The organism is Amnibacterium sp. CER49, assembly GCF_029846255.1.
Classification (GTDB): Bacteria; Actinomycetota; Actinomycetes; order Actinomycetales; family Microbacteriaceae; genus Amnibacterium.
This window is the reverse complement of sequence record NZ_JARVWQ010000001.1, coordinates 710040-734454: the sequence shown is the minus strand read 5'-3', so window position 1 is coordinate 734454 and position 24415 is coordinate 710040. Positions and strand designations below refer to the sequence as shown.

The window sequence follows — 24415 nt, the reverse complement described above, 5'->3', positions numbered from 1 at the left end:
GAGACAGCATGAGCGCGAAGGTGTCCGTGGTCACGGGCTACTACAACCGGCGGTCGGTCCTCCGCAGGACCATCACCTCGATTCTCGAGCAGAGCTACGACGACCTCGAGTTGCTCGTGTTCGATGACGCCTCGAAGGACGGGACCGCCGACGAGCTGGCGCGGCTGGCCGACGAGCTCGACGATCCGCGCCTGCGCTTCGTGGTGCACGAGCGCAATCTCGGCTTCGTCACAGGGCTGCGACAGGCGATCTCGCAGACCACGGGGGAGTACATCGCCATTCAAGGGTCAGGCGACGTCTCCCTGCCCGGCCGCATCCGGCTGCAATCCGAGCTGCTCGACGGCGACCCGGGTGTCGGCGTCGTCGGCTGCCACTACGCGAACGTCGTCGAGGCGACCGGGGCCCGGCGGCTCCGCACCCCTGACGCCACGACGATGGACTTCGAGCGGCTCGTGACCCGCGGCAACGTCTTCTCCCACGGTGAGGTCATGCTGCGGCGCAGCTTCTACGAGCAGGCGGGCGGCTACCGCACCGCCTTCACGAACGCCCAGGACTACGACCTGTGGCTGCGGATGATCAGGCTGTGCCGGTTCTCGACGGTGCCCGAGCACCTCTACGACCGGTACATCCAGTTCGACGGCGTCTCGTACGACCCGAAGAAGCTCGCAGTGCACGGCCGCTACTCGATCATCGCGCAGCGGGTCGCGACCCTGCCGCCCAGGGAGGGCGAGCGTCTCGTCGAGCGCCTTCGGAGCGAAGGGCCGCTGGCTCTGGTGACGCCCGAGGACCCGAAGCTGCAGAAGAAGCTGTTCAAGGGCAGCGTCCGTTCGGCGGTGTGGGGAGCGTACGACGACGCGACGGAGATCGCTCGGTCGTACATCACAGGGCGCCTGCCCCGGGTGGCGCTGCTCGTCTTCGCCGCGCTGCTCGGCCGCACCTGGGCTGCGAGGATCCGTGCCGTCGTGTTCCGGCTGCTCGGCGTCGAGGGCGGCGCCGCTTCCGTCGCCTCTCCTCGCGGACAGAGGGCGTAGCGGGGCGATGGCTGGGAGCAGGGGAGTCGTGCAGAGCGGAAGGGCTGCGCCCGCCACCGCGTCTGGAGCCGGCGCTCCCGGGGCGGGGCAGGGCGTTCGGCGGGCGGCGTCCGTGACGGTGCTGGCGATCTGCTCGATCGAGATGTCCAACCCGTTCGACAACTTCCAGCCCTGGAACGTGGTCATGAGCGCGCTCGCGATGATCGCGATCGCCATCGCGATCACGTCCTTGCGTCGTGACCGCACCCAGGAGATGCCGCGCTTCTTCTGGCCGGACCTCGTGTACCTGGCCTACCTCCTGTATTGCGCCCTCTCGACGCTGTGGTCGGTGAGCCCGCTCGCGACGGTCGTGCAGGTCGTCTACGCGGGGATCCTGTGGACCGCGACGTTCGTCGTCCGCACCGTGCGCGCCGAGGAGCAGCTGCGGATGGTGACGAAGGTCGCTGTCGTGCTCGCCTTCCTCTCCTTCGCGGCCATCCTGGTGTTCGGCGATGGTGCCTTCCAGACGCATGTCACGGGGCTCGGTGTCCCCGAACTCCGCGGGGTGTTCAACCATCAGCAGCGTCTCGGCCTCGTGATGGGCACGGTGGTCGGCCTCTGCCTCGTCGCGATGGCCAACGGTCGATTCCGCTCGCTGCTGCCCGGATCGACGGTCTATCGGAGGTTCGCCTTCGTGCTGCTGGGGCTGGCGTTCGTGGCCGCCCTCGCGCGGTTGAACTCCGTCTACATCATCATCGCGCTCGTGCTCACCCTCGGGATGACGCGGGGACCGATCCTCCGGGTGCTCGTCGGGGTCGTCGTCGGCGGATTGCTCGTGTGGGGCGCGTTGAACGCCGCCGACATCTTCAACTCACTCGGGTCCGACGGTGTCGATTTGTCGCTCAGTGGCCGCACGAACGTCTGGGAGCGCACCATCGCCGCGGCGCAAGGTTCCGGACCGTTCGGATATGGGTTCTCGAGCTTCATCAGTCCGGTGTTCGACGCCTATTGGGGTCGTTACCGCGCTCCGCATGCACACGACTCGTTCCTTCAGGCGTATTTCGAGACAGGGATGCTCGGTGTCTGGTTCACCGTCGCGGTCGTGCTCGCACAGCTCGTCGGGGCCATCTGGGTGCGGGTGCGGCTCCAGCGCGTGCCGTACTCGCTGTTCCTGGTGCTCACGACGCTGCTCGCGAGCCTGACGGGCGTGGAGTACGCCGGCAAGCCGAGCACGGTGCTCGCATTGACCTTCCTGGTGCTCGCCGCCGAGCTGCAGGAGGCCACCGTCCAGCCTCGCCGGACCACCAGTCGCGCGCGCCAGCGGGTTGCGCTGATCGGTGCCGCCGGTTCCCCGGATGGCAAGAGCACATCGATACTTTCTTGACGCGGAGGAATGGCTTGTACTCAGTACGTGAAGACGTTCTAATAACGGAGCAGCGGGAGGAACCCGCCCCGCTGCCGATTTCATGCGACGGCGGTGGCCGTCGGCTCGTAGCGCCCGAACGAGGAGTCCTCGATGGAACTGACTGACGCGTTGACCGTGCTCCGGCGGGGGTGGCCCACGATCGTGGCGGTCCTGCTCCTGGGCCTGATCGGTGCGACCGCGCTCTCCCTCGTGCAGCGGCCTGGGTACAACGCAGTCAGCGAGGTCTTCGTGTCGACGCAGTCGGCGAACACGGCCTCCGACCTCACGCAGGGCGGTACCTTCGCGCAGGATCAGGTGAAGTCGTACGCCGACATCGTCCCGACGGCCCTCGTGCTCGAGCCCGTGCGCAAGGCGTTCAGGATCCAGCAGCCGGTGCGTGAGTTCGCGAAGAACGTCACGACGAGCATCCCGCCGAACACGGTCATCATCACGATCGGCGTCACCGACCCTTCGCCGAACCGGGCCGCGGCCCTCTCGAACGCGATCTCCCGCACCTTCGTCGACGCGGTGTCGCGCATCGCGCCGCAGAACGTGAAGAGCGGCGAGAGCCCCGTCAAGATCACGATGCTGCAGCCGGCCGATCCGCCGACTGCGCCGTCGTCCCCGAACCTGCCGCTCTACCTCGCCATCGGCGCAGCGCTCGGGCTCGTGCTGGGCGTGCTGTTCGTCTTCCTGCGCAACCTCCTCGACACCAAGGTGCGCAGCGTCAGCGACCTGAGCGACCTGGTGAGATCCCCGTCGCTCGGCGCCGTCGCCTACGACCTGCGCGCGTTCAGCCACGCGCTACTGACCGGCACCGACCCGCGCTCCGGGCGCCGCGTCGAGGAGTTCCGGCGCCTGCGCACGAACCTGCGGTACCTCTCGACGCTCGCGAAGCGTACGAGCGTGATCGTCACCTCGCCGGGGCCCGGCGAGGGGAAGAGCACCATCGCCGCGAACCTTGCGCTGGTCGCGGCGAATGCGGGGGCGCGGGTCGTCGTCGTCGACGCCGACCTGCGCAAGCCCTCAGTCGCGCCGTACTTCGGCATCGACGGCGGTGTGGGTCTCAGCGACCTCCTCATCGGACGGGTGGGCCTTTCCGAAGCCGTGCAGCACTGGGGGGACGGGCAGCTGGACGTCATCCCCGCTGGTCCGCTCCCGCCGAATCCGACCGACCTGCTCGCGTCCGAGGAGATGCGCGGCCTGGTCCGCCAGCTCGAGGCGCAGTACGACCTCGTCGTCATCGACTCGGCGCCGCTCGTGCCGGTCGCCGACACCGCGGCCCTCGCCCCGGCCGCCAGCACCGTGATGCTCGTCGTCGCAGCAGGCAAGACGACGAAGCATGCGGTGCACACCTCGCTCGCGTCGCTCGATGCCGTCGGCGCCGCCGTGTCCGGCACTGTGCTATCGATGGCGCCGCAGCGGGCGACGGACGGCTACGGGTATGGCTACGGCTACGGGTACGGCTACTCGCCGACCCCCCTAGCGCAAGAGGCGGCAGCGCCGCAGCACCGTCCGGCCCCGGGACTCGGCGAGGCACGCCCGGCTCCTTCCGCCTGAGAGCGGCGGGGCTTCCTGGCCGGCGCCGGCGCGGGGCTCCCGGGCCGGCGCGCCGGCCGGTGCCCTCGCTTGGGCAGAGCCGTCGTGGGGAGCGCGGTCGAACTCGTGCCGGTCGGCTCCTCACTGCCTGCCGTTCGCTTACACCGGCTGGCGGCGCCAGTACGTCTCGACCAGGTCGCGGGTCGAGACGATGTTGCGCTCGCTCGACGCTCCGAACACGATGCTCTCGATGTTCGGAAGACCGCACACCCACCGCACAGCCTCCGCCGGCGGGATCGCGCCCGACGCGAAGATCGACATCGCGATCAGTCTGAAGTCGGCGCGGCGCAGCGCCTCTTCATAGGCCTCGACGCCGCCCGACATGCGGAAGCCCAGCTTGTTGACGTTCGCGCAGACGAGCGGGTTCTCGATCTCCTGCATGCGGAGCGCGTCGAGCAGGCGTGGGACGTTCATCGTGATGAACCCGGGCTCGGCGTTGTAGCGGGTGCGCACATGGTCGGCGAACACCTGGAAGATCTCGTACGCCCCGAGTCCCAGGATGAGGTCGACGGTCACGTTCTGCAGGAAGACGACCGGGGTCGAAGCGTTGCGGAAGGGGCGCATCTCGGCGTCGATCAACAAGGTCGCGACGCCCGCGATGTCGCGCGAGGCGAGTGACCTGCCGCTCCGGACGAGGGCTTCGATCCGGCCGCGCTCGGGCAGGAAGCCCTGCAGGGAACCGATGATCCCCTGCTCCGCCATCGCGTTCGAGTACTTGTGGGCGTAGGGCATGCAGGGGAGGAACTGCTGATCCGGAAACGCCTCCGGGCGCTGCAGAACGCTCGGCACGATGCTGCCGAGCCGGTCGTGCGTCGTGCACATGAATGACCGGATGCCGTTGCGGTTCGCTGCTTCCAGCACCTCGAGAACGGCGTCGTCGGTCTGGAACCTGATCGCCTGGGCACGCGCTTTGTCCTCCGACATGTGGTTCACGCCGAAGAACTGGTTGTCGCCGAAGATGAGCCGGTCGGGCACGTCAGCTCCTCACCCAGAGTCGGCGGCGCGGAGCCACGACCTTCTCGATCTCCTGCTGACGGCCGCTGTTCGCCCCGGTCAGCAGCTCGATGGCCTCGTCGGTGGTGGCGGCGGAGCGGAAGTCGTTCACACCGTCCAACGCTCGGTTCCGCACCCGGGCGACGAAGTCCTCCATCTGGAGCGAGTACTCCTCGCCGCGAAGGTAGTAGGCCACCGGCGGGGTGAGTTCGGCGATGTTGAGGGTCGTCCAGCCCGCCGAGTAGGCGCGTCGCGAGGTCTCCGCGGCGTGCCGGAGGAAGACGCGGATCTCCTGCCGATCGGCGACGATCTTGCCCTCGGCGCCCCAGAGCGAGACCTTGGTGGCCATCTTGCGCTCGGAGGTGTCCGACCAGCTGACGCTCAGGTGCGCGCTCAGCGAGTCGGGCCACTGGAAGGTACCGAGCACCTCGTCCTCGGTGTCCGCCGAGAAGACGGAGGTCATCACCGTGCCGATCGCGGTCTTCGGTGCGCCGAAGAGCCAGGTCAACAGATTGATGGGGTGCGGTGCGTAGTCGTAGAGGGCTCCGCCGCCTGCGCTCTTCTTGCTCCGCCAGGTCGCGTTCGCCGGTCGGACCACCACGGGACCGTAGGCCTCCGCCTCGGCGTGCGTGACCTTGCCGAGCGCCCCGCCCTCGATCAGGTGCTTCATCTCCTGGAACGTGGCCACGTACCGGTAGTGGTAGCCGACCTGGGTCACCAGACCGTTCGCGCTCGCCAACTCGGTGAGATCGATGGACTCGTGAGCGGAGAGCGTGAACGGCTTCTCGCAGAACACGGCGACCCCAGCGGCGAGCGCCGTTCGCACCATCTCCGCGTGGAGGTGATTCGGCGTGGAGATGATGACGCCGTCGAGCCGCTCGGCGGCGAGCATCTCCGGCATCGAGGTGTAGGTGTTGACCCGACCGTATCGGTCGATGAATCCCAGAAGCAGCGTCGACGAGTCGCATACCGCGACGACTTGCGCGCCGGGCGTCGAATTGGCGATGGCGTAGTGCGAGAGCCCCATCTTGCCGAGGCCGACGATTCCGAGCCGGATCATGATGGGTCGCTTCCGGATGAGATGGATTCCTCGGGCCTGGGTAGTGGCACCGAGTCGCGGGGTACGACGCTCATGGTCGTCGCCGCTAGCAGGTCTTCGCGGGTCAGCTCCGGCGCTTCGACGACGCGGGCGATGCCCAGCGAGCGAAGCAGGTCCGCGATCTGGCTCTGGTGGTCGTCGACGTGCTCGTGGCGAGCGCGGCGCCTCGGCACGACCACGGGGAAGCGTCCGGCTTCGAGCAGGGAGAGGATCGTGCCCACACCGGCGTGCGTCACCACCACATCCGCGCGTGACAGCTCGGTCTCGAACTCGGCGGCGCTCAGCTCGACCTCGACGCGGCCGGGCAGGTCGGACCGGTCCGTCGCGCCGAGCTGCCAGGTGGTGCGGGGGCCTACGAGCCCCGTGCGGAGCAGCGCCTCGACGAGGCTGTCGAACCGGTAGCGACGGAACGTGCCGAGCGTGACGAACACCGAGTGCCCGTCCACGTCGGGCGGGGGCTGCTGGACAGCAGGTGCCGGCGCGTATTCGGCGAGGACGCTCGGGTGCGGCTTCCACCGACCGGTCGCCCAGCCCTTGTGCTGCGTGTAGAGGTCTGCGAGGTGCAGAAGGGCGATGATCCGCCCCGACATCGACGGGCCGGTGACGCGGCTCACGCTCTCGACGAAGATGCGTGGCACGTGGTGCAGCGCCGCCTGCGCGAACACGCCGATGGCGAAGGCCGAGCCGGTGCTGATAGCGACATCGAAGCGCTCGTTGATGAACAGCCGGCCGGACTGTCGGAAGGTGCGGAGGACGCCGAATGGATCGCGCGCGCCCACGTAGGGGAGGTACAGCACGCGGCAGCCCTCGAGCAGGGATTCGCTCTGGGGGGTCCTCGTTGTCACCCAGAGCGAATCCGAATGCGCGTTCATGCGCTTCGAGAACCGGCGCAGCTGTGCCAGATGCCCCCCGGTCGACGCCACGAATACGTACTTCCGCGGGCGCTCGTGACCGGAGAGATATGCTCCCGCGGCTGCGGCGTCAGCGTTCGGGGGCACGAACCGAACGCTAGCAGTAGCAGGGTTTTTCTGTCAGGGGCCTGTTAATGGATTGTGGCGCTCGCCCCCGCCGGCTGGGAGAAGGTCCACGGTGGCACTACGTCCTCGACCAGTCAATGGTCAGAGGAAGCGAAGAGTGCACCCGTCGGAGGGGTTGTGCCAACGAGGTCGTTGTCGGTTCGGCGCCTTCGCTCAGCGAAATTGAGATGGCCCTCCTTGAAGGTCGGTGGGCCTCACGGCGAGACTCGTTCCGGTACGACCCCGCGGATCTCCGTATGCGGCGCACCGCGACGCGCACGCCGACCTCTTCGATCAGCACGCGCCCAGAGAGGTGCTGCTGCCCCGTTGCGGCCGCGGCACGTTCGGCGCCCCAAGCAGCCTGGGCGCCCTCGCTGCGGCTCAACGGCATCGGTCTCGAGGAACCGACCGCATCGATCGGCGTCGCGCAGACGCTGATCCGTCGGCGTCCCCCGCATGCATCCAACCGAACCCGTATCTCTATGAAAATCGTCGGCGCTTACCGTCGCGCAATGAACGGTCCGGCAGATCCCTGGGATTCACGGATCACGAGAAGCCATGCATCGCTGTCGAACGCGGCTACCGCGTCCCTACGATGAACAGGTGACCGATCCGGACGAGCACGATCCCGACCTGCCCCACGTTGCCGCCCGGCTGAAGTCGACCGAGGGAGATGGCGGCCGGGAGAAGCCGGCCCCAGCAAACGCCAAACCGCTCGATCAGCCTCACTTGCCGGTCGACTCGGCGGTCCGTGGGATTGACGAGTACGCCGACAGCGAGGACGTCGACCTCAGCGACCTGCCCGAACCGCTCAGCGCGTCGCGGCACTCCTCAGTAAACCAGCCGACCCTGCCCACAGCTCCGGATCCGGCCGTCGAGGCGGCCCGCCGGGCCTTCACAGCGCGAGGTGACGCCGGGCCGGTTGCCCCCCCGCCTCCGACGTACAACCGCACGGGCCCGATGCCGGTAATCGACGCCTCGGCGCCCGACGCAACACCGCGCCCCGCCGCGACCGCTCCGATGCCTGCTCGCATGCCTGCTGCGCCTGAGCCCGCCGTACCGGGCGCCAGCACTGTACTTCCGTCCGGGGAGGCAGCGCCGGGGCCAACCTCAGAGCCCAAGGGGAACCGTGTTCAACCGCAACGGCGGTCGGGGTGGTCGTCGCCGACGTCGAGCAGCCGGCTGCGAGGGCGCGCCGGCTCGAGTGCCTTTGATCGGCGCTGGTTGCAGTACGGCGCCCTCGCGCTCATGGCCCTCATCTGCGTCGTGCTGGTGATCGCCGTCGTGCTGAAGACGCGCGCGGAGGCGGACGCGGCTGCCAAGGAGTCGTCGCGATACGTGCCGCCGACGCTGGCCTCGACCGCTTCGGCTGCGTCGCCGACGCCGCGAGGAAGCACAACACTCTCGCCGGGCCCGACGCTCACGCCCCCTGGCCAGTGAGCCCGGCCGGGCTAGCGAAACAGCACGAGCGACGTACCTCGATCTTCCGAATCGTAATCTGCGCACCTCTGGATCGAAGTTAATGCGCGGAAACGTGTGAGTGAGATCTCCATGCGCGCACGATCCAAGGCGCCGTTCACGTGGTCACGCTCACGGCTATCGTCGCTGCCGGCTTGACGCGCCGAGCACGTTCGATGCGCCCGCGAGAGCCTCTACCGGCTCTTCACGCTGCCCGCAGTCGCCCACAACGGGCCTGACCTCGACTGCAACGGAACCCCCGACTTCCTCGCCGTGTACAGCAGCGGCGCGCTCCTCTTCTACCGCGCACCTCCTACGACTGGGCGCCGAACATCGCCATCACGGTCGACAGTGGTTCGGTACCGCGTACTTGCGGCTGCTGCTGCCTGGCGACCTGAACGGCGACGGCGCCCCCACCTGCTGGGCTGGATTCCTCGGACCACTCGCTATGGCTCATGAGGGGCACCTGCGCGGGTTCGTTCAGCGCCGCGACGCGGCTGGCGACGACGGCGACCTCACCGATCGCCGTGGGCGACTTCACGGGCGATAAGCACGCCAACCTCCTCGATCAGCAGGTGAACGGTGAGGTGCAGTTGCTGCTCGGCTCCGGCAGCGCCACCTTCGGCGCTGCGACCAGCACCGGCACCTTTCCCGCCTCGCTGCAGTTCATCGGGGTCGGTGACTTCGACAAGCAATGCGCCGCCGGCGTGGTCGCTCGAAGCACTACCGGCGCTCTCTCGCTCTACGAAGGAGCCGGCGCGCGCGCGAGGAAGAACGCGACCGCACCGATCGACCTCGGGCAGACGCTCACACCGTCGGCGTTCCCACGGCTGCTCGCCGGCGGTCACCTGAGCGGCGACCTCACGGCGGACCTCGTCTCGATCGACAGCGCCGGCACGATGTGGCGGTACTCCGGGAACGGCGTCAGGACGCTGTCCACCGGAACCCGCATCGGAGGAGGGTGGTCGGCGCTTACCGTGGCGCAGTAGCGAAGGCCTCCCAGTAGCGAAGGCCTAAGCGATCTCGACGGATTCGGGGCAGCGGCGCCAACACTGCCGCATCCCTACGATGAGTAGGTGACCGATCCGGACGAGCGCGATCCCGACCCGCACCGCGACACGGCGCCGGAGGGCACCCTGGGCGAAGGCTCCCGAGAGGTGGGCGCCCCTGCAACCGCTGTGCCGGCCGAGGACAGCGCGCAGGTCGGGCCCGACACCGGGGCGCTGGACGAGTATGTTGACAGCGACGACGTCGATCCGAGCGACCTGCAGGAGTCAATCAGCGCGTCCCGGGACTCGCACGTGATTCAGACGACCATGGCGTCCGCTTCCGACACCGCGGTGAAGGCAGCTTGTCGGGCATTCACGGCTCGAGGCGACACCGGGCCGGTGATGCCTCGCCCCGCGCATGATCGCGCCGGCCCGATGCCGATCGTAGATGTCATGCCACCGGCCGACCTGGCGCCCTTACCGGCCGGGACAGGCCCCGCTGCTACGGACCTCTCGAAGCAGGTCATCGCCCAGATAAACCCCGGGGCAGGAAGCGCCGTCGGTGCGAGAGCCGAACCGGGTAGGAATAGATCGTCGCCTCCAGCAGCGGCGCGGGCGAAACCCGTCACGCTCGGCCCCGTATTCTCGCTCGCGAGTGCAGTTCCGCTCACGCGCATTCGACGGGCGCTGGCTGCGGTAGGGCGTTCTCGCACTGCCGGCCCTACTCTGCACCGTCCTGGTCGTCGCGGTCGTCCTGAAGGGACGAGCAGAAGCCGACACGGCAGCGAAGGACGCCGCACGCAACGTGCCCCCGACGCTGCCTGTGGGAGGTCGCTGTCGCCTACGGTAGCGCCGAGCGCGATCACGCAAAGTCCTACAGGCATGACCTCTCAGTAGACTCAACCAACTATCGCAGGAACCTGCTAGGTAAACGCTTCCGCCGACGATACCAGGGGCTGAGGCGCGCCGCTTCTTCTGCATACCGAAGCGTTACGGAAGCCGTGGTACCAGCGACTTAGCGTTGAAACGAAGACTCAAGTGGTAGGCCTAGTATCGGGGTGGAGGCGAAGCTGAGGGCAGGCTCGCCAGCCGCTGGATTACATCGCAAGAGTGTGCCAATACGGACGACCGGAACCAAAATTACAGGGGCGGAGCACACGACGCTCCGGAGCACCAGCCCTTGAGCCTATAAGTATCGAAGGTGACCACAGTGCGCAGGACGCCGTCGATAGGGCAAGACATGTCGACGCGCGATATTCTCGCGACCCAGACATTCAGTGCTTGGCAGGCTGTCCGCGCCTCGAAGCGGCAATCTCCTCACGTCTGCTACCCGCCCGACGCCTTGACGAGTTCCCGGAGCGAAAAAAGAGTATGGAGTAACCAATGCCTTCGCCGAAGCGTTCAGTAGCAATTCTTGGCACCAGGGGCTACCCGAGCTATTACGGCGGCTTCGAGACTGCGGTCCGGAAGCTTGCTCCGTTCCTGGTCGATGCCGGATGGAACGTTACCGTGTACGGCAGACGAGGAAGCGTTAAGTCAGACGACGCCGATGCAGATGCGCGAGTTGAGTCCGTGCAGACGCACGGCATTCGTACCCCGGCTCTTTCGACGCTAACGCACGGATTCACGGCGGCACTACACGCAGTCATTCGACCGCCCAGCGTCGCACTCGTTATGAATGTCGCCAACGGGTTTGTCCTTCCGCTGCTGCGTCTTCGCGGTATCCCCTGCGTTGTCAACGTCGACGGCATTGAGTGGGAACGTGGAAAGTGGAGTTGGTTCGCTCGACAGATGTTTTTTGCCGGCGCGAAGATGACAGCAAAATTTGCGAACCGCCTCATCTTTGATGCGATCGAAGTAGAAAGACGATGGAGGGCTGACTTCAATGTCACAGGCGACTACATTCCCTATGGCGGCGACCGACGTGGGCAGTTAGAAGCACCTCTTGATCTAGTAAACGGAAGCTACATCCTGCTGGTCGCGCGTTTCGTTCCGGAGAACAGTATCTCCGAGTTCTTCGCAGCCGTGCCTGCGCTTGCCCAAGATTGGCCCGTAGTACTGGTGGGGACCGACCACGGCGGATCGTTCGACGAGGAGGCAAGAAAACTGCAGTTGTTGGCGAACGTACAATGGCTAGGGCACGTTAGCGACGATGATTTATTGCACTCACTCTGGCAACACGCTGGAGTGTACTTCCACGGCCATAGTGTGGGCGGCACGAATCCGGCGCTAGTGCAAGCGATGGCGCTTGGTGCCCCGGTGGTTGCCCGAGACACGGCTTACAATAAGGAAGTTCTCGGCGACAGTGGCGTGTTCGTGCAAGCCACCAGCGAGGAAATCTACGCGGGCGTACGTGCCGTGATGTCCGATCCAGATACGCGTGATCGTCTACGGCAGGAAACTATCCAGCGTGCCCGAGCCAAGTTTACCTGGCACCTTGTCTGTTCTCGCTATGGCGAGGTACTTACGGAATCTGCCAAGGTGCGAGAATCGCCTGGGGAACCTAGCTGAACGATGCGAATGCGACTACGGCTCCTAACAATGCGAGAATAGCCTGCAAAGTCGTATCAATGAACTTTGACCAGTAGACGTATGCCGGGTGCGCTGTGAGATTAGGTACTATCCGTAAGCCAGCTCTGAAGCTATGGTCCACTTTAAGTCGCGGTCAAGTTTCACGCACGCTTTACGGGCAGTGGGGACGGTATGCGCTGCAAATTGCATCCCTGGTGGTTTTGACCCGCCTGCTCCCCCCCAGCGCATACGGCATCGCTGCAATGGGCGCCACTATTACGGGACTTGCAACCGTGCTTTCGGATTTGGGGCTTTCGCTTTCGGCGCTTCGTACCGTGAACATCAGCCAGCAGGAGCAATCAAACCTATTCTGGCTCAACGGGGCCATAGGCATTGGAGCAGGCGCGTTAGTGCTATGCATCGCCCCACTTGCCGCGCAGTTCTATTCATCGCCGGCGGTCGTTGCGTATCTCGGCGCGGTGGCGATGATATTTCCTGCGAGCGGTTTTGCTGTCCAACACCGTGTCCGGCTGCAACTAGCCGGCAGAGTCGGGGTGCTTGCATACGGCGACCTCGCAGCGCAGGCGAGTGGCTTCGCCGCGGCGGTCGCAGCCGCGCTTCTCGAAGGTGGCGTAGGAGCATTGGCATGCGCGATTTTGATACCCGCCTACGTTCAACTACTAATCGCGGTATTCAGCGACCGGTGGAAGCCCTCTCGATTCAACAAAGCAGGATCGATGGCGCATCATCTGCGCTTCGGGCGCAACTCGAGCATTTTGCAGGTGCTGAATTATATCGGATCAAATATAGACACTGTAATGCTCGGTCGCCTACAAGGCACTACGGCAACCGGTCTGTACAACAGGGCATTCCAACTCGTCTCGCTGCCGATTCAACAAATTGCAACTCCTCTGACGCGAGTGATGCTTCCGCACATGGCCAGGGCGATCAGAGAAGGAAGGTTCCCCGAGGAGGTTCAGCGAATACAACGGCGTCTCTGCTGGGTCACACTTCCTCTCCTAGGCATGCTTTTTTCATGCGGGCCGACTTTGGTCAGTACTGTGTTTGGCTCGCGGTGGGGACAAACTGGCAGTCTTGTTCAGGTTCTTGCCATTGGCGGTGCCTTTCAAGCAGCTGGTTACATCTACTATTGGGGGCTGCTTGCCTTGGGGCGCACGTCCTTGCTTTTGTTAACTGAACTTCCGGGTCGAGCATTAGCAATCGTTGGCGTAGTGTCAGTTGCTCCGTCAGGACCGACGGCGGTGGCACAGGTCATGTCAATGTCGTATATTGCAATATGGTGCTCAAGCACTCTGGTTCTGGGGCGTGTCCGCTCTGCGAACTTTCCGAATCTCATAAAACCTGCTCTTGCGCCTTTCATCGCTGCAGTTGTAGGAGCAGTGTGCACTACAGCCCTTGCACGGGTCCTTACGTTTCACTCAGAGCCGAACTTGGTCGTTGTCGTCGTACAAGTCTCGACTTGGATAACGACGACCGCACTCACGGCGGCACTCTTGAGGATGCTCATTCTGATAAGGAGTAGGTGATGCGAGTTCTTACTCTGCCCATGTCTTCGTCTTCTCATGACAATCCGTTCGGCGAACTCTTCATGAGATACGTCGGACAGGAGTGCGAACTCATCACATTTACTTGGCGTCGCGCACTTTTTGATCATTACGACGCCGTGCACTTTCACTGGCCAGAGGCTCTGTTCACCGGCGGCTTCGTAATCAACCTGCGCAATGTAATGCTCTTGTGTGTACTGGCGATGATGAACAAATGGCGCGGGGTCCCGCATATAGAGACTATTCATAATCTTCGGCCGCACCAGCCACGTACCTCGACTGCGAGGCTCGGCCTCGCTATATGGCAGCGGACAGTGTACGTTCGCATCTTCATGGCTGCGACACCGAGGGTGGACGTCGATATGTGGCCAAACGTCTTCCTACCCCACGGAGATTACCGGCCCATCATTCATCCGTACGACGTCTCGGATGCCAAATCGTCGGAACGCGTCCTGCTGTTCGGACACCTGCGTCGCTACAAAGATATCGAGCGTCTTATGAATGCGTGGGCGGACTCGGATGTCACACTACCAAAGCTACTCGTGGTGGGGCGCGCCGAGACAGACTCGTACCTGCACGCGCTGGAGTCGATATCTGCGAGGACTGCCGACCGAGTGCAGCTGCGCAGCGAATCTCTGCCGACAACTGAACTATTGCGCCTCATCAAGACGAGCTCTGCGGTCGTGTTGCCGTATCCGAACTTCTACAATTCCGGAGCTGCGATCCTCGCATTATCTCTAGATGTCCCCGTGGTGCTCTCCCGGTCTTCAGCCTCCGAGGGACTGGCTGCGGAAGTAGGACAGGCATGGGTGCAGCTGCTGCCGACAGCATGGGACGCAAGTGCCTTGCGGAAGTGCCTTGAAGAGCTAGAGGCTCGCGCTCACGAGCGTGACCACGCTCCTTTAAGCGACGCTCGCAACTGGGTGCGTCTAGCAGAGGCGCACGCCAGGGTGTATGCCAAGGCGACCGTCCTCAAGAAGGGGAAGCGGTCGTGGTGGAGTTCGCGATGAGGAAGCCCTCCAGGCCGCCGCGCAGCTCAGCACCACGCGTTCGTGTGGCAGTAGTGCTGCCGTACGGCTATTCCGTGCGGTCCTGGCGCGCTGCTTTTGAACGGGGTCTTCGATGGGACGAGACCCCCTACGGGTACCATCTTGCGGGTCGTGACTACGAGCTTCGCTGGTCGATGGACAAGCGGCGCGTCCTGCCGCTTGCACTACTGGCGAAGGTATCGCGTCGCTGCACGGGAGCAGATCTTGTACACGTTTGGGACAACCGCAAATTGCTCCGCTGGGCCGACGTAATTTGGACTCACACAGAAGCCGAACATCTGGGGGTTGCGCTATGGGGTAGGCCAATGGGCATTAAGGGAACCCCCATACTCGCGCAATCCGTTTGGCTATGGGATAACTGGCTTCGGTGGAGCAGGCTGAAACGTTGGATTGTTGCCTACGCGCTGCGCTCGGCCGCGGTAGAACTGGTGCACAGTGCCGTCAATCGCGCGGTGTCGAATAAGGCGGTTAGAGGCCGAGTCGTTCTACAAGTTCCGTTCGGCACGACCGACATATCTGGTCGAGTAAAGGCCCGCCGGCCTGATGGAGGGAGGCCGCTCGTTGTTGCTCCAGGCAACGATCCCGACAGAGACTGGCTACTGCTGATTGGCGTGGCTCGCTCATTGCCCGCTGTCGACTTTGTAATCTTCTCAAGCAACGTCAACATCAGTGGGGTCCCGCTGCCTGATAACGTGTCTGTTGCAGCAGGGGGCGCGGATACCCTTGCCGAGCTGTACGTGCGTGCCTCGTGCGTCGCTATACCTAGTCGCGAAAATCTGCACGCGGCTGGAGCAACAACTCTCATGGAGGCAATGCAAATCGGCTGCCCGGCCGTCGTAACTGCCACTGGCGGAATAGCAGATTATTTCAAAGTGGCGACGATTTACGCGGTGAACCCTAACGATCCTGAAGCCTTCGCTGCCGCTTTGGAGAGTGCGCTACAGTGCGGCAATCACATGTCGGGTAGGGTCGCCTTGGCCGCGTCCGGGCTGCGGCAGGAAGACTACGTGGCTCGGTACGAGGCGTTAACTGACTGGACACTAGGCTACTCAGCGTTTCCAAGATGGGTATCTGCCTTCGCGCCTGCCCCGGCGGACGGTAATCAAGACAGCGTGCACAATTGAAAATGAGATGGCAACCCCCGCAGGCCACCCAGGCTTTCGTTCGGTAACTGCGGCGGGTCGCGCGGCGATCGAGCTCTTACGTCGTCATTTACACCAAGATCCGGGCTCGACGAAGGTCGCAATGTAGGAAGGGAGGCTAAGCTCTTTTGGATAGCGCTGGTGCGTGGGGAGCTGTGGTGCTTTACTACAGACGAGGTCCAGAGTTCGAGCGGACTCTTCAGAGCCTCTTTTCGCAGACCTGTCCTCCGCGTAGCGTCGTGGTTGTCGATAATTGCTCTGCCGACGGTGTTGTTGGTGAGCTAGAGAACCGCTGGCCTGACGTTCAATTCATCAGACTCGAGCGCAACCTCGGTTATGCAGGAGGGATGAATCGAGGCCTGGCGATGCTCCCGTCCAGCCTAAGTATGGTTGCCTTGCTTACGCATGAAGTCTTAATGGATCCAAATGCCGCGGAAATGTTGATGTCAGCATCTCGGCGATACGAGAGGGCGAGCGCCTTTGGCCCCGTCCTGGCAATGACAGCAACGAATGTCCAGTGGTCTGGGGGAGGGGACTTGACTTGGGCGGGAAACGCGGTGCACAGGTTCACCGACCGTAGGCAAGAGCGCGCGGTCCGCTGGCTTGATGGAGCGTGCATTTTCGCACGCCGTGCTGCTCTAGACCAAATCGGTGGTCTGGACGAAGATTACTTTCTCTACTGGGAGGACGTGGACGTCTCCGCTCGCCTAACACAAATTGGTCCCGTTATGGTCATCCCCAGTGCAGTTGCATGGCAAGATACTGCTGGAACGCCTGTCTACTTCGCGGCGCGGAACAGAGTGCTTTTCTGGCGCAAGAGAAGGAAGCCGCTTCTCGTCACGCTCTCCGTTGTGGCTGTACTCGCACGGATACTCTGGCGAGATCTCAGGAGCCCGGCTCAAGCTGGGCGGCGGCTACAGGGGCTGGTCGATGGTTTCACTGGTGCTCTGCACCTTCGAGGTCAGTAGATCGCACATGCAACAAGAGTCACAGTGGTCATTCTATAATCCTCTTCCTGAGGCCCTTGCTCACTACGAGGAAGAGTTGATTGCAACGTTGCAAACTGCAGGTGTTGTGGTCGGACGGATGAAAGCGACCCCCGTCGAAGGCGTCACAGGTCTTCGCAAAGCAACATCTGCGCTGCGAGCCCTAGGCGAGAGATTGGCGCTTGCACTAAGTGCCCCTTCTATTGAGAGGATAATCGTTCTGTGGCCAGCGTTTGGGTATTTCGACGGTCTGAGTTGGCTTCTGGCTAGCATCGCACGGGATATCACTATCATCATCCATGACGTACGACCCTTGCGTCCTCAGTTCGGCTACGGGGCCCTAGCCTTACGCTCCTGTAGAATCGCGGGGAAGTCGGCCCGTGTTCGGTATGTGTGTCACACCGAGGCTGCTGCGCGAGAGCTACTGGAATTGACGGGCATCTCAGCGAAAGTAGTCCTTCACCCGGTCATGGCCGTCTCATCTGAGGTGGCTTTCACTGAGGAAGCAGCGACCATCCGCGTACTAGGGCAGTTCAAAAGTGCTAGGGACGTTGGCATCCTAGAGCGGATTGCCAGGGACGACCGATTATCGCATTTCCGTTTGCAGATTTGGGGCAGGGGATGGCCAGCGGTTGCGGGATGGGAGGTCCACGATCTCTTCGTTCCCGAGGCAGACTTCCGCCGACTGATCCAAGGTGCGGCGGGAGTAATCATTCCGTACCAGCACTTCTACCAAAGCGGCGTAATGGTGCGAGCGCTGGAAGCGCTCGTCCCCGTCATATGCGTCCGGCACCCGCAACTGGTTGAGCTTTACGGTGCTGATTATCCTGGTATCGTCGACGATACTTCAGCGGACGGGTGGCTCGCCTCGATCGCGGAAGCAGTAAGCGTCTCTAAGCAGTCGATGCAGTACAGGCTCGCTCGCGCGCTAGAGAGGTGCTCTGAGACTTGGACTGACCTTCTAGGCGAAGTGAGCCGGACGAGATGCTAGTGCCAAGAATTTCAGTTGTCGTCCCCTGCAAGGATCGCAATGACATGATACTTGAGTGCCTGCAGAACCTTTGCGAGCAGACGCTCTCGCCTGTCGAGATCATCGTGGTCGATGATGGGTCTGTGAAGCCGATTGCAACGTCGCTCGACGGATACTCCGGTGCTGTGCCCGTGCGAGTGTTCAGGTTCGAGGAGGGGCGGGGCGCCAACGCTGCGCGGAACGAGGGCGTTCGAAGGGCCTCGGGAACGCTCGTCGCCTTTCAGGACTCGGATGATCTTTGGACTCGCGAGAAACTAGAGAAGCAAGTTGCGGCGCTCGCGAGCAGCGACGAAGCTCGAGCGATTAGCTATTGTGGTGTTAGAAAGGTGCTACGCACTGGTGCGGTGCTAGAGGCACCTGCAGTCTTTGATGACTTGCCGCTAACTCGGGGAAATTTCATTAGCACGCAGACCGTTCTCGCTTCCCGCGATTTTCTAGCGGCTAATCCCTTTGATGAGTCGCTTCCGCGACTGCAAGATTGGGAATTGTGGTTGCGCGTCTCGCGCTTCACCAGATTTGTGCCCGTTCGAGAGTACCTGGTGCATGCCAGAGAGCCAATTGACAGCATATCGCGAGAGCCGGGCGCGTACGACGAAGCAATAATAAGGCTGGTGAGCTTGCGGAGAGACGCATTTAGGCAGGATCCCCCGGCGTATGCCCATTTTGCCCGGTCAGCTGTCGCGGCCGCCTTTCGAACTCGTAGGGTGGGTGCAACAGCGCAAAACGTCGCAAGGATGGTTATTTTCGACCTTCTGGGTCGGCGTATGCTGCTGAAGTTCCAGCTGCCTCGTATTCGGGAGAACATGAGCGTGACGACTCTGAGTAGCGGCTCTTCGCCTGAAAGCTCCAAGTAGATTTGCTTGCGATCGGTCTGCTCGTACTCGCCGCCATCGCTGCGATTTTGTTGCCACTTCGTTCCGTCGTGAGCGTACTCGCGCCATTAGCCGCGGCCGTTCCTCCGCCGCTGTATGCTGAGGTCGCGTCCTTGACTGTTCCGCCAGAGTTTGCAGTGATCGTGGCCGCCGTCGTACGTTTAGCGGGTCGGGTGGCGCTTGAGTCGCGCGAAACTACTGTTGAGCGACGGTTTGCGGCGCGTGGCCCGAACGTGCGAATGCCGATTGGTCTTCTCGTCATGTGCCTTGTGCTCGTGGTGATCGTTTCGCTCACCGCGCACGGAGCCCGGCAGGGATCGATTACTGACGTACTCACGGTTCTCGTGGAACTCGTGTCATGTGCACTCGTTTATAAACTGGCCGCCGACCTAGATGTGTTTGACTTCGCGCGGTGGAGAGGCGCCTGGACCCTAATTGTCGTCCTTGCCGTTTCCCTTGGCCTGATGGAACGAGGGAGAGGCACTTACCTTCTGCCCGCGGGGCAGGGAATATTTCATCCAGGTTACCGGGATGGGGTCGTGCGAGCTCAGGCCTTTTTCCCGCATCCGATTGTTTTTGGCGTAAGCGTGGCGGCTATCACCTTAATGTGGCTGCTCGATCGCACTACGACGAAAGTTCGGATACTCGTCGGCGCAGCCGGTATATTGGGCCTCCTCCTATCTGACAGTCGCGGCCCGCTTGCTGCATCGGTGATAGCGATTGCGGCCGCGACCGCGTTTCGTTTCGTGCCGAAGAATGTTCCACGAAGCGCTATCTCGCTTGCGCTTGGCGGACTTGCCGTCGCAGTCAGCATCTACTTCTCCTCCCTCCCAAGTGTTTATGTTGGAGGCGCCAACGAATCAGAGGCGAGTTCTCAGTATCGTATCGCGCTGATTCAAGTGGGGAGTCAGGTCGTCTCCGCCAATCCTTTCGGTTTAGGCCCCGGAGCGCTGCCACCAGGGCTTTTGCTTGTTGATTCTGTTTACGGTGTGCTCGACCTTGCGCACAGCGTGGACAACACGTACTTGATTGTCGCCCTTCAGTACGGCCTGATCGGGTTAGGCCTCGTGATCATAGTTGCGGTGTCGATAGCACGCAGGGCTACTTTGCGTCGATTCTATGGCGCTGAGCCGCGATTGGCACTCTTCGCGGTCCTTGTATTGTTCGCCGCCGAGGGCTTCTCTGTTTCCGAGTTTTCATGGGTGAGTCTGACCGCGATACTGGGTGCGGTATGTGGTCTTCTGTGCTCTCAACGCATCTCAACAGGAAGCACGATGGTCGCTCGCGTCTAGGTACACTCAGCCCCGAGCAGGGGCACGATTGTCCTCTAAATCTGGGTCAGTTCATGTTGCCTCAACGGTTGTGGGCGTACCCGTAAACTCCTGCTGTCGCTCTGCCGGGCGGTACCATGTTCAGGGCAATGCCGAGGAGGGCGCTGTCTGTTGTTGCCAATGTCGTTAGCGACAGATCTAACTGTGTTCGGGTGGTCCTATCTGCTGCAGCGACGATAATAACGCCGTCCACTTGTCCGGCAAGGACTGCAGCATCTGCGACCGGCAGAAGCGGCGGAGAGTCAATGAGTATTTGGTCATACTCGGGCCTGAGTTCTTCGAGCAGCTTATGAAGAGCCCGCGAACCGAGAAGTTCGCCGGGATTTGGTGGCGTTTGCCCTGACGTTAGGATATCCAGGTTGAGGTATGCGGAGCGTTGAATTGCGTGCTCACGCTGTACCTGGCCGACGAGCACATCCGTCAATCCAAGCTCGCCCTCGAGCGCGAAGTAGTCGGCAATCGCTGGCCGTCTTAGGTCTGCGTCGATCAATAGCACCCGTGTCTCTGCCTGAGTGAGCGCTATAGCTAAGTTCGCGGCCGTGGTTGACTTTCCTTCCCCGGCTATCGAAGACGTGATTAAGGTTGTCCGGACTCTCTTGTCGATACTGACGTAGTTCAGGTTGGCGCGCAGAGCTCGGTATGCCTCGGCGGCGGCCCCTAGTTCGTCGTCGCGCATAACCAGACGTGCTGGCTGGTCCCGCTTTGTGAGCAGGAGTTCGCCGACAATGGGGGTGTCGGTTACCTCCTCGAGGTCGGCGCGGGAGTGAACGCGTGTGTCTAATGATTCTCTAAGGACGCTAAGGCCGTAGCCCACAATGAGGCCAGCGAGCGCACCAAGAGTCATCAATAGTGCGAGGGGTAAATTCGATCTTGATACCGGTGGCACGGCCGGCTGAATTCTCGTGATCTTAACTGGTGTGGCTGCTACGCTGGTCAAACTATTGATGCTGTTACTGAGCTGTTCTGTGACAGCGTTCGCCACTGCAGCCGCACGCGTGGCGGATCGGTCTGCGACAGTTATGTCGATTATTACCGTGTCTACGGGTGCTGTGGCTGTGATTTCCGCGGCTAACTGGGATGTTGAGAGCTGCAGGTGAAGCCGCTTGATCACGGGAGAAAGCACAAAAGAGGACGTCGCCACTTGAGCATAGCTCTTGACGGCTTGCTGGGTGAATGACGCTCCTTGGCTCAGTTCGGCGATCGACGAGCTGGACGGTGTTGCCACGTAGGCGCTCGCTGTCGCCTGATATGTTGATGGCTGAACGAGAGCGACAGTCGCGGATACTGCTATGCCTGCTAGGACCGTCGCCAAGATGGTTTGCCAATACCGCCTCCAGATGACGATATAGTCGCGAATTTCCAAAGTATGCTTAATCCCTCCGTCTGGTCGATACTACGATCAGGGTAGTGCCTCTTGAGGCTGATCGGTTGAGGGACATCACTCGTTTCATTGGCGGGCTGCCAGCAGATGCTGAGCCTTCGGTGGTGAGTAGGTTGCGGTGCCGCTGCCTAGAGTGTCAGCCGGGGTCGAGGGCTGCGGATGAGCCCAATCTTCGCCGGTGCTAGGTAGCGGCGTTAGGTCGCCTCGGCCGATGACGGTGTTTGGGCAGTAGCGGAAGAGTGCCGGCAGCGTTGATCCGTGGGTCCGTGGGGACGCCCGTGAGCGGTGCGTTGTCCTTTCGTAAATCCTCTTCCGGCGCTGAGTGGTCGCGAGAGTCCGGCATGAAAGCTTGTCCCGCCCTATGAGATGAGCGGATGCGCATAAGCCGTAACTCGTCGTGCCACAACCTTCGAGGCGGCCCTTCAATGCTTCATGCTTCGGCCGTTGTGGAAATTCGCGAAGGCGGCTCCCGGAGCCAACTCGAAGTAATGCTGGTGTCTGCGATTGAAAGCGGTATATGTCGGTACTTTCGGCCGCATGCGCTCACGAAAGGGGGATTGTCGCGGCTGCGGAAGAGAGGAGTTCAGCCTCTCGCGACCTCCTATGTTTCATCGGGCCACCGCGCTTAGGTCGAAACTCGAGTCGGGTGCGGCATGGTAATTCGTCTGAACCTGTATGGCGATCGTGTTCGTGCCGTCCCGAAGCAGTGACGGCGGCGCGGAGAACGTCACCGGGCTCGCGACCGCGGTCGAGGTGCTCCTCGACGAGGCCGCGTAGGTGCCAGCGCCGATCGTGCCTGATGGCAAGTTGGAGCGGCCCACCTCGGTGCCGTTCACGAACACGATGATCCCATCGTCCGCGCGGGTCTTCAGCGTGAGTCCGCTCGTGGGGATGCCACCGGTCGGGATGGCCACCGTGCGCACATAGTAGGTGGCGAGTGGGTTGGTGCCCGTCGGCAGCGGGATCGTCGTCCTCAGGCTGCTCGAGCCCCAGCCGATCGGGGCGGCGCCGGAGCTCCACGAGGAGGTGTCGAAGCCGGGGGAGGACCAGCCGGACGCCGGCGCGGCGCTCGGGTGCGTGAACGACCAGGTGGAGCCGGCGGGCAGCAGCACCGTGCCGCTCGGCAGCGGGGTGCCCGAGCCGGTCGAGCCACCGGAGCCGCCCGTCGAGGTCGCACCGCTCGCGCTCGCGCTGAGGTCGAACGACGTGTTCGCGGTGGAGTGGTAGTTGGAGTGCACCTCGGCGGCGATCACGTTCGTGCCCGCCTGGAACGCGCTGCTCGGCACGGTGAAGGTCACGGGCGTCGCGACCGCGGTGGAGGTCGTGACCGCGCTCGTCGCGTACGTACCGCCCGTGACCGTGCCAGTGGGCATGTTCGCGCGCTGCGCCTCGACCCCGTTCACGTAGACGACGACCCCGTCGTCCGCGCGGGTCGTGAAGGTCACGGTGCCGAGGGTCGACGGGTCCGCCACCTGCACGGTGCGGCGGTAGTAGGCGGTGAGCGGGTTCGTCGAGGCGGCTCCGGGCTGGATCGCGGTCTTGATGCTCGAGCTGCCCCAGCCGAGCGGCGCGGGGCCGGACTTCCAGGCCGAGTCGTCGAACGACGTGCCGGTCCAGCCGGCGGGGGCGGTCGTCGAGGCCGGGTCGGCGTACGACCAGGTCGAGCCGGCTGGGACGAGCGTGGTGGGCGTCGGGGGCGTCGTGCTGCCGCCGCTCACCGTGACGCTGTGCGAGACGGAGCTGGTCGCCCCACCGTTGTCGGTGACCGTGAGCGTCACCGTGTAGGTGCCGGCGGTCGCGTAGGTGTGGGTGGCGGTGCTGCCGCTGCCGTCCTGCCCGTCGCCGAAGGTCCAGGCGTAGGTGGTGACGGTGCCGTCGCTGTCGCTCGAGGCGGAGCCGTCGACGCTCGCGGTGAGACCGCTCGTGGTGGAGGTGAAGCTCGCGGTCGGTGCGGCGTTCGTCGTGGTCGTCGTGCGCGGCACGCGCGTCACCGCGAGCACGGCGGCGTCGCTCGTCTCGGCGAAGCGGGCGTACTCGCTCGTGCCGCTCTGCACGGTGATGCGGGTGAGGTTCGGCACGGCCGCGCTGATGCCGTAGAAGCTGAGCCACGACGACGAGGTGAGCGGGGTGTCCTTGCGGAACACGTGCGTGTCGCCGTTCATCAGGAACACGGGGGCCCCGAACGCCGTCGACTGTGCCGCGAGCTCCTTCACGATCGAGCCGTAGGCCTGCTTGTACTTCGCGCTCGGCGTCGTGGTGCTCGGGATGAACATGTCGGCCTGCGTCTGGATCACCACGGCGCGGCTGCCGCTCGCCTTCGCCTGGCTGAAGGCCTGGTCGATCCACTGCACGTCGGCTGCGGTGCGCGCCGACTCCTCCGACAGCTGGGCGGAGGTGGCGGCGGTGTAGCCGAGGCCGGTCCAGGTGTCGAGGTCGTTGTCGGAGCCGGGGAGGTTCAGCGCGGCGAAGGTGACGTCGCCGAGGCCGTACCGCACGTTCTCCGGATAGCCCGCCTGCGCGGTGACCGCCATCGGCGCCTTGCCCATGGTGGTGCCGGGCGTCGGGAAGAAGGTGGAGCGGACGGTCGCGAGCTTGTCGAGCGGGTTGCCGGCGCCGGTCGTGGCGCGGTGGCAGTCCGCCCATTCGTTGTCGCCGGGGGTGTAGACGAAGGGCATCGCGAAGCCGTCGAACATCGACTTGACCGAGTCGTAGTACGAGCTCGAGCAGTTCAGCGGGCTGCTGATGTCGCCGACGTGGGTCGTGACCTGCACGCTCGGGTCGGCGTTGATCTGGGAGATGAACCCGGGCAGGTCGGCGTACTGGGTCCCGCCGTAGGGGACGTCGCCGATCACGGCGAAGGTGATGGGCGCGGCGGCGTGCGCAGCGGGGGCGACGCCGAGCACGGCGGTCGTGGCGAGGGCGGCGAGCCAGGCGGCGGCCGTACGGGCACGGGGCATCGGGCGGGTATCCCTTCGGGGG

At 63.6% G+C, this 24415-nt stretch carries 15 protein-coding genes; 10 read left to right on the top strand and 5 right to left on the bottom strand.

Annotated features, from left to right (window positions below; translation table 11 throughout):
- Positions 1 to 8: 8 nt before the first annotated feature.
- The 3 genes from QDR37_RS03535 (at position 9) to QDR37_RS03525 (ending at position 3975) form a co-directional block, all read left to right on the top strand.
- Positions 9 to 1031 carry a glycosyltransferase gene (locus QDR37_RS03535; RefSeq protein WP_279712182.1) on the top strand — a complete coding sequence of 341 codons (1023 nt, stop codon included), beginning with the start codon at positions 9 to 11 and terminating at the stop codon, positions 1029 to 1031.
- Between the two features lie 112 nt (positions 1032 to 1143).
- On the top strand, positions 1144 to 2394 hold the full coding sequence (locus tag QDR37_RS03530; protein WP_279712181.1) for an O-antigen ligase family protein: 1251 nt from the start codon (positions 1144 to 1146) through the stop codon (positions 2392 to 2394).
- Between the two features lie 132 nt (positions 2395 to 2526).
- Positions 2527 to 3975 (top strand): polysaccharide biosynthesis tyrosine autokinase, encoded by a 1449-nt coding sequence (locus QDR37_RS03525; RefSeq protein ID WP_279712180.1) that lies wholly within the window; start codon positions 2527 to 2529, stop codon positions 3973 to 3975.
- A gap of 138 nt (positions 3976 to 4113) precedes the next feature.
- On the opposite strand, the gene QDR37_RS03520 is transcribed toward QDR37_RS03525, so the two are convergent.
- The 3 genes from QDR37_RS03520 to QDR37_RS03510 are packed head-to-tail and all read right to left on the bottom strand — an operon-like array spanning position 4114 to position 7029.
- Positions 4114 to 4989, bottom strand: coding sequence for a hypothetical protein (locus tag QDR37_RS03520; protein WP_279712179.1), 876 nt, complete (start codon positions 4987 to 4989; stop codon positions 4114 to 4116).
- Between the two features lies 1 nt (position 4990).
- The gene (locus QDR37_RS03515; protein WP_279712178.1) at positions 4991 to 6067 is read right to left on the bottom strand and encodes a Gfo/Idh/MocA family oxidoreductase; all 1077 of its coding nucleotides are present in this window, start codon (positions 6065 to 6067) and stop codon (positions 4991 to 4993) included.
- Positions 6064 to 7029 (bottom strand): glycosyltransferase, encoded by a 966-nt coding sequence (locus QDR37_RS03510; protein WP_279712177.1) that lies wholly within the window; start codon positions 7027 to 7029, stop codon positions 6064 to 6066. Before QDR37_RS03510 ends, QDR37_RS03515 begins: the two co-directional genes overlap by 4 nt.
- Positions 7030 to 7725: 696 nt before the next feature.
- Here QDR37_RS03510 and QDR37_RS03505 point away from each other — a divergent pair.
- The 7 genes from QDR37_RS03505 (at position 7726) to QDR37_RS03475 (ending at position 20016) form a co-directional block, all read left to right on the top strand.
- A complete protein-coding gene (locus QDR37_RS03505; RefSeq protein ID WP_279712176.1) occupies positions 7726 to 8562 on the top strand; it encodes a hypothetical protein in 837 nt (278 codons plus the stop codon).
- 473 nt (positions 8563 to 9035) lie between these two features.
- Positions 9036 to 9569 carry a hypothetical protein gene (locus QDR37_RS03500; RefSeq protein ID WP_279712175.1) on the top strand — a complete coding sequence of 178 codons (534 nt, stop codon included), beginning with the start codon at positions 9036 to 9038 and terminating at the stop codon, positions 9567 to 9569.
- Between the two features lie 1383 nt (positions 9570 to 10952).
- A complete protein-coding gene (locus tag QDR37_RS03495; RefSeq protein WP_279712174.1) occupies positions 10953 to 12080 on the top strand; it encodes a glycosyltransferase in 1128 nt (375 codons plus the stop codon).
- Between the two features lie 95 nt (positions 12081 to 12175).
- Positions 12176 to 13627: an oligosaccharide flippase family protein gene (locus QDR37_RS03490; protein ID WP_279712173.1), complete on the top strand. Its 1452-nt coding sequence runs from the start codon at positions 12176 to 12178 to the stop codon at positions 13625 to 13627.
- Entirely contained in the window at positions 13627 to 14655 is a 1029-nt protein-coding gene (locus QDR37_RS03485) for a hypothetical protein (RefSeq protein ID WP_279712172.1), read from the top strand. Before QDR37_RS03490 ends, QDR37_RS03485 begins: the two co-directional genes overlap by 1 nt.
- Before the next feature lie 2111 nt (positions 14656 to 16766).
- Positions 16767 to 17813: a hypothetical protein gene (locus QDR37_RS03480; protein ID WP_279712171.1), complete on the top strand. Its 1047-nt coding sequence runs from the start codon at positions 16767 to 16769 to the stop codon at positions 17811 to 17813.
- Between the two features lie 961 nt (positions 17814 to 18774).
- Positions 18775 to 20016 carry an O-antigen ligase family protein gene (locus tag QDR37_RS03475; protein WP_279712170.1) on the top strand — a complete coding sequence of 414 codons (1242 nt, stop codon included), beginning with the start codon at positions 18775 to 18777 and terminating at the stop codon, positions 20014 to 20016.
- 61 nt (positions 20017 to 20077) lie between these two features.
- Here QDR37_RS03475 and QDR37_RS03470 read toward each other — a convergent pair whose 3' ends face one another.
- Together QDR37_RS03470 and QDR37_RS03465 are read right to left on the bottom strand one after the other, a co-directional pair.
- Positions 20078 to 21418, bottom strand: coding sequence for a polysaccharide biosynthesis tyrosine autokinase (locus QDR37_RS03470; RefSeq protein WP_279712169.1), 1341 nt, complete (start codon positions 21416 to 21418; stop codon positions 20078 to 20080).
- 626 nt (positions 21419 to 22044) lie between these two features.
- Complete coding sequence (locus tag QDR37_RS03465; RefSeq protein WP_279712168.1) at positions 22045 to 24393, bottom strand: PKD domain-containing protein; 2349 nt, start codon at positions 24391 to 24393, stop codon at positions 22045 to 22047.
- Positions 24394 to 24415 lie beyond the last annotated feature (22 nt).

Excerpts from the sequence above, each read along its gene's own strand:
- QDR37_RS03480 (WP_279712171.1), top strand. The coding sequence starts at position 16,767 with ATGGTTTCACTGGTGCTCTGCACCTTCGAGGTCAGTAGATCGCACATG.
- QDR37_RS03525 (WP_279712180.1), top strand. The coding sequence starts at position 2,527 with ATGGAACTGACTGACGCGTTGACCGTGCTCCGGCGGGGGTGGCCCACG.
- QDR37_RS03485 (WP_279712172.1), top strand. The coding sequence starts at position 13,627 with ATGCGAGTTCTTACTCTGCCCATGTCTTCGTCTTCTCATGACAATCCG.
- QDR37_RS03515 (WP_279712178.1), bottom strand. The coding sequence starts at position 6,067 with ATGATCCGGCTCGGAATCGTCGGCCTCGGCAAGATGGGGCTCTCGCAC.
- QDR37_RS03495 (WP_279712174.1), top strand. The coding sequence starts at position 10,953 with ATGCCTTCGCCGAAGCGTTCAGTAGCAATTCTTGGCACCAGGGGCTAC.
- QDR37_RS03500 (WP_279712175.1), top strand. The coding sequence starts at position 9,036 with ATGAGGGGCACCTGCGCGGGTTCGTTCAGCGCCGCGACGCGGCTGGCG.
- QDR37_RS03535 (WP_279712182.1), top strand. The coding sequence starts at position 9 with ATGAGCGCGAAGGTGTCCGTGGTCACGGGCTACTACAACCGGCGGTCG.
- QDR37_RS03465 (WP_279712168.1), bottom strand. The coding sequence starts at position 24,393 with ATGCCCCGTGCCCGTACGGCCGCCGCCTGGCTCGCCGCCCTCGCCACG.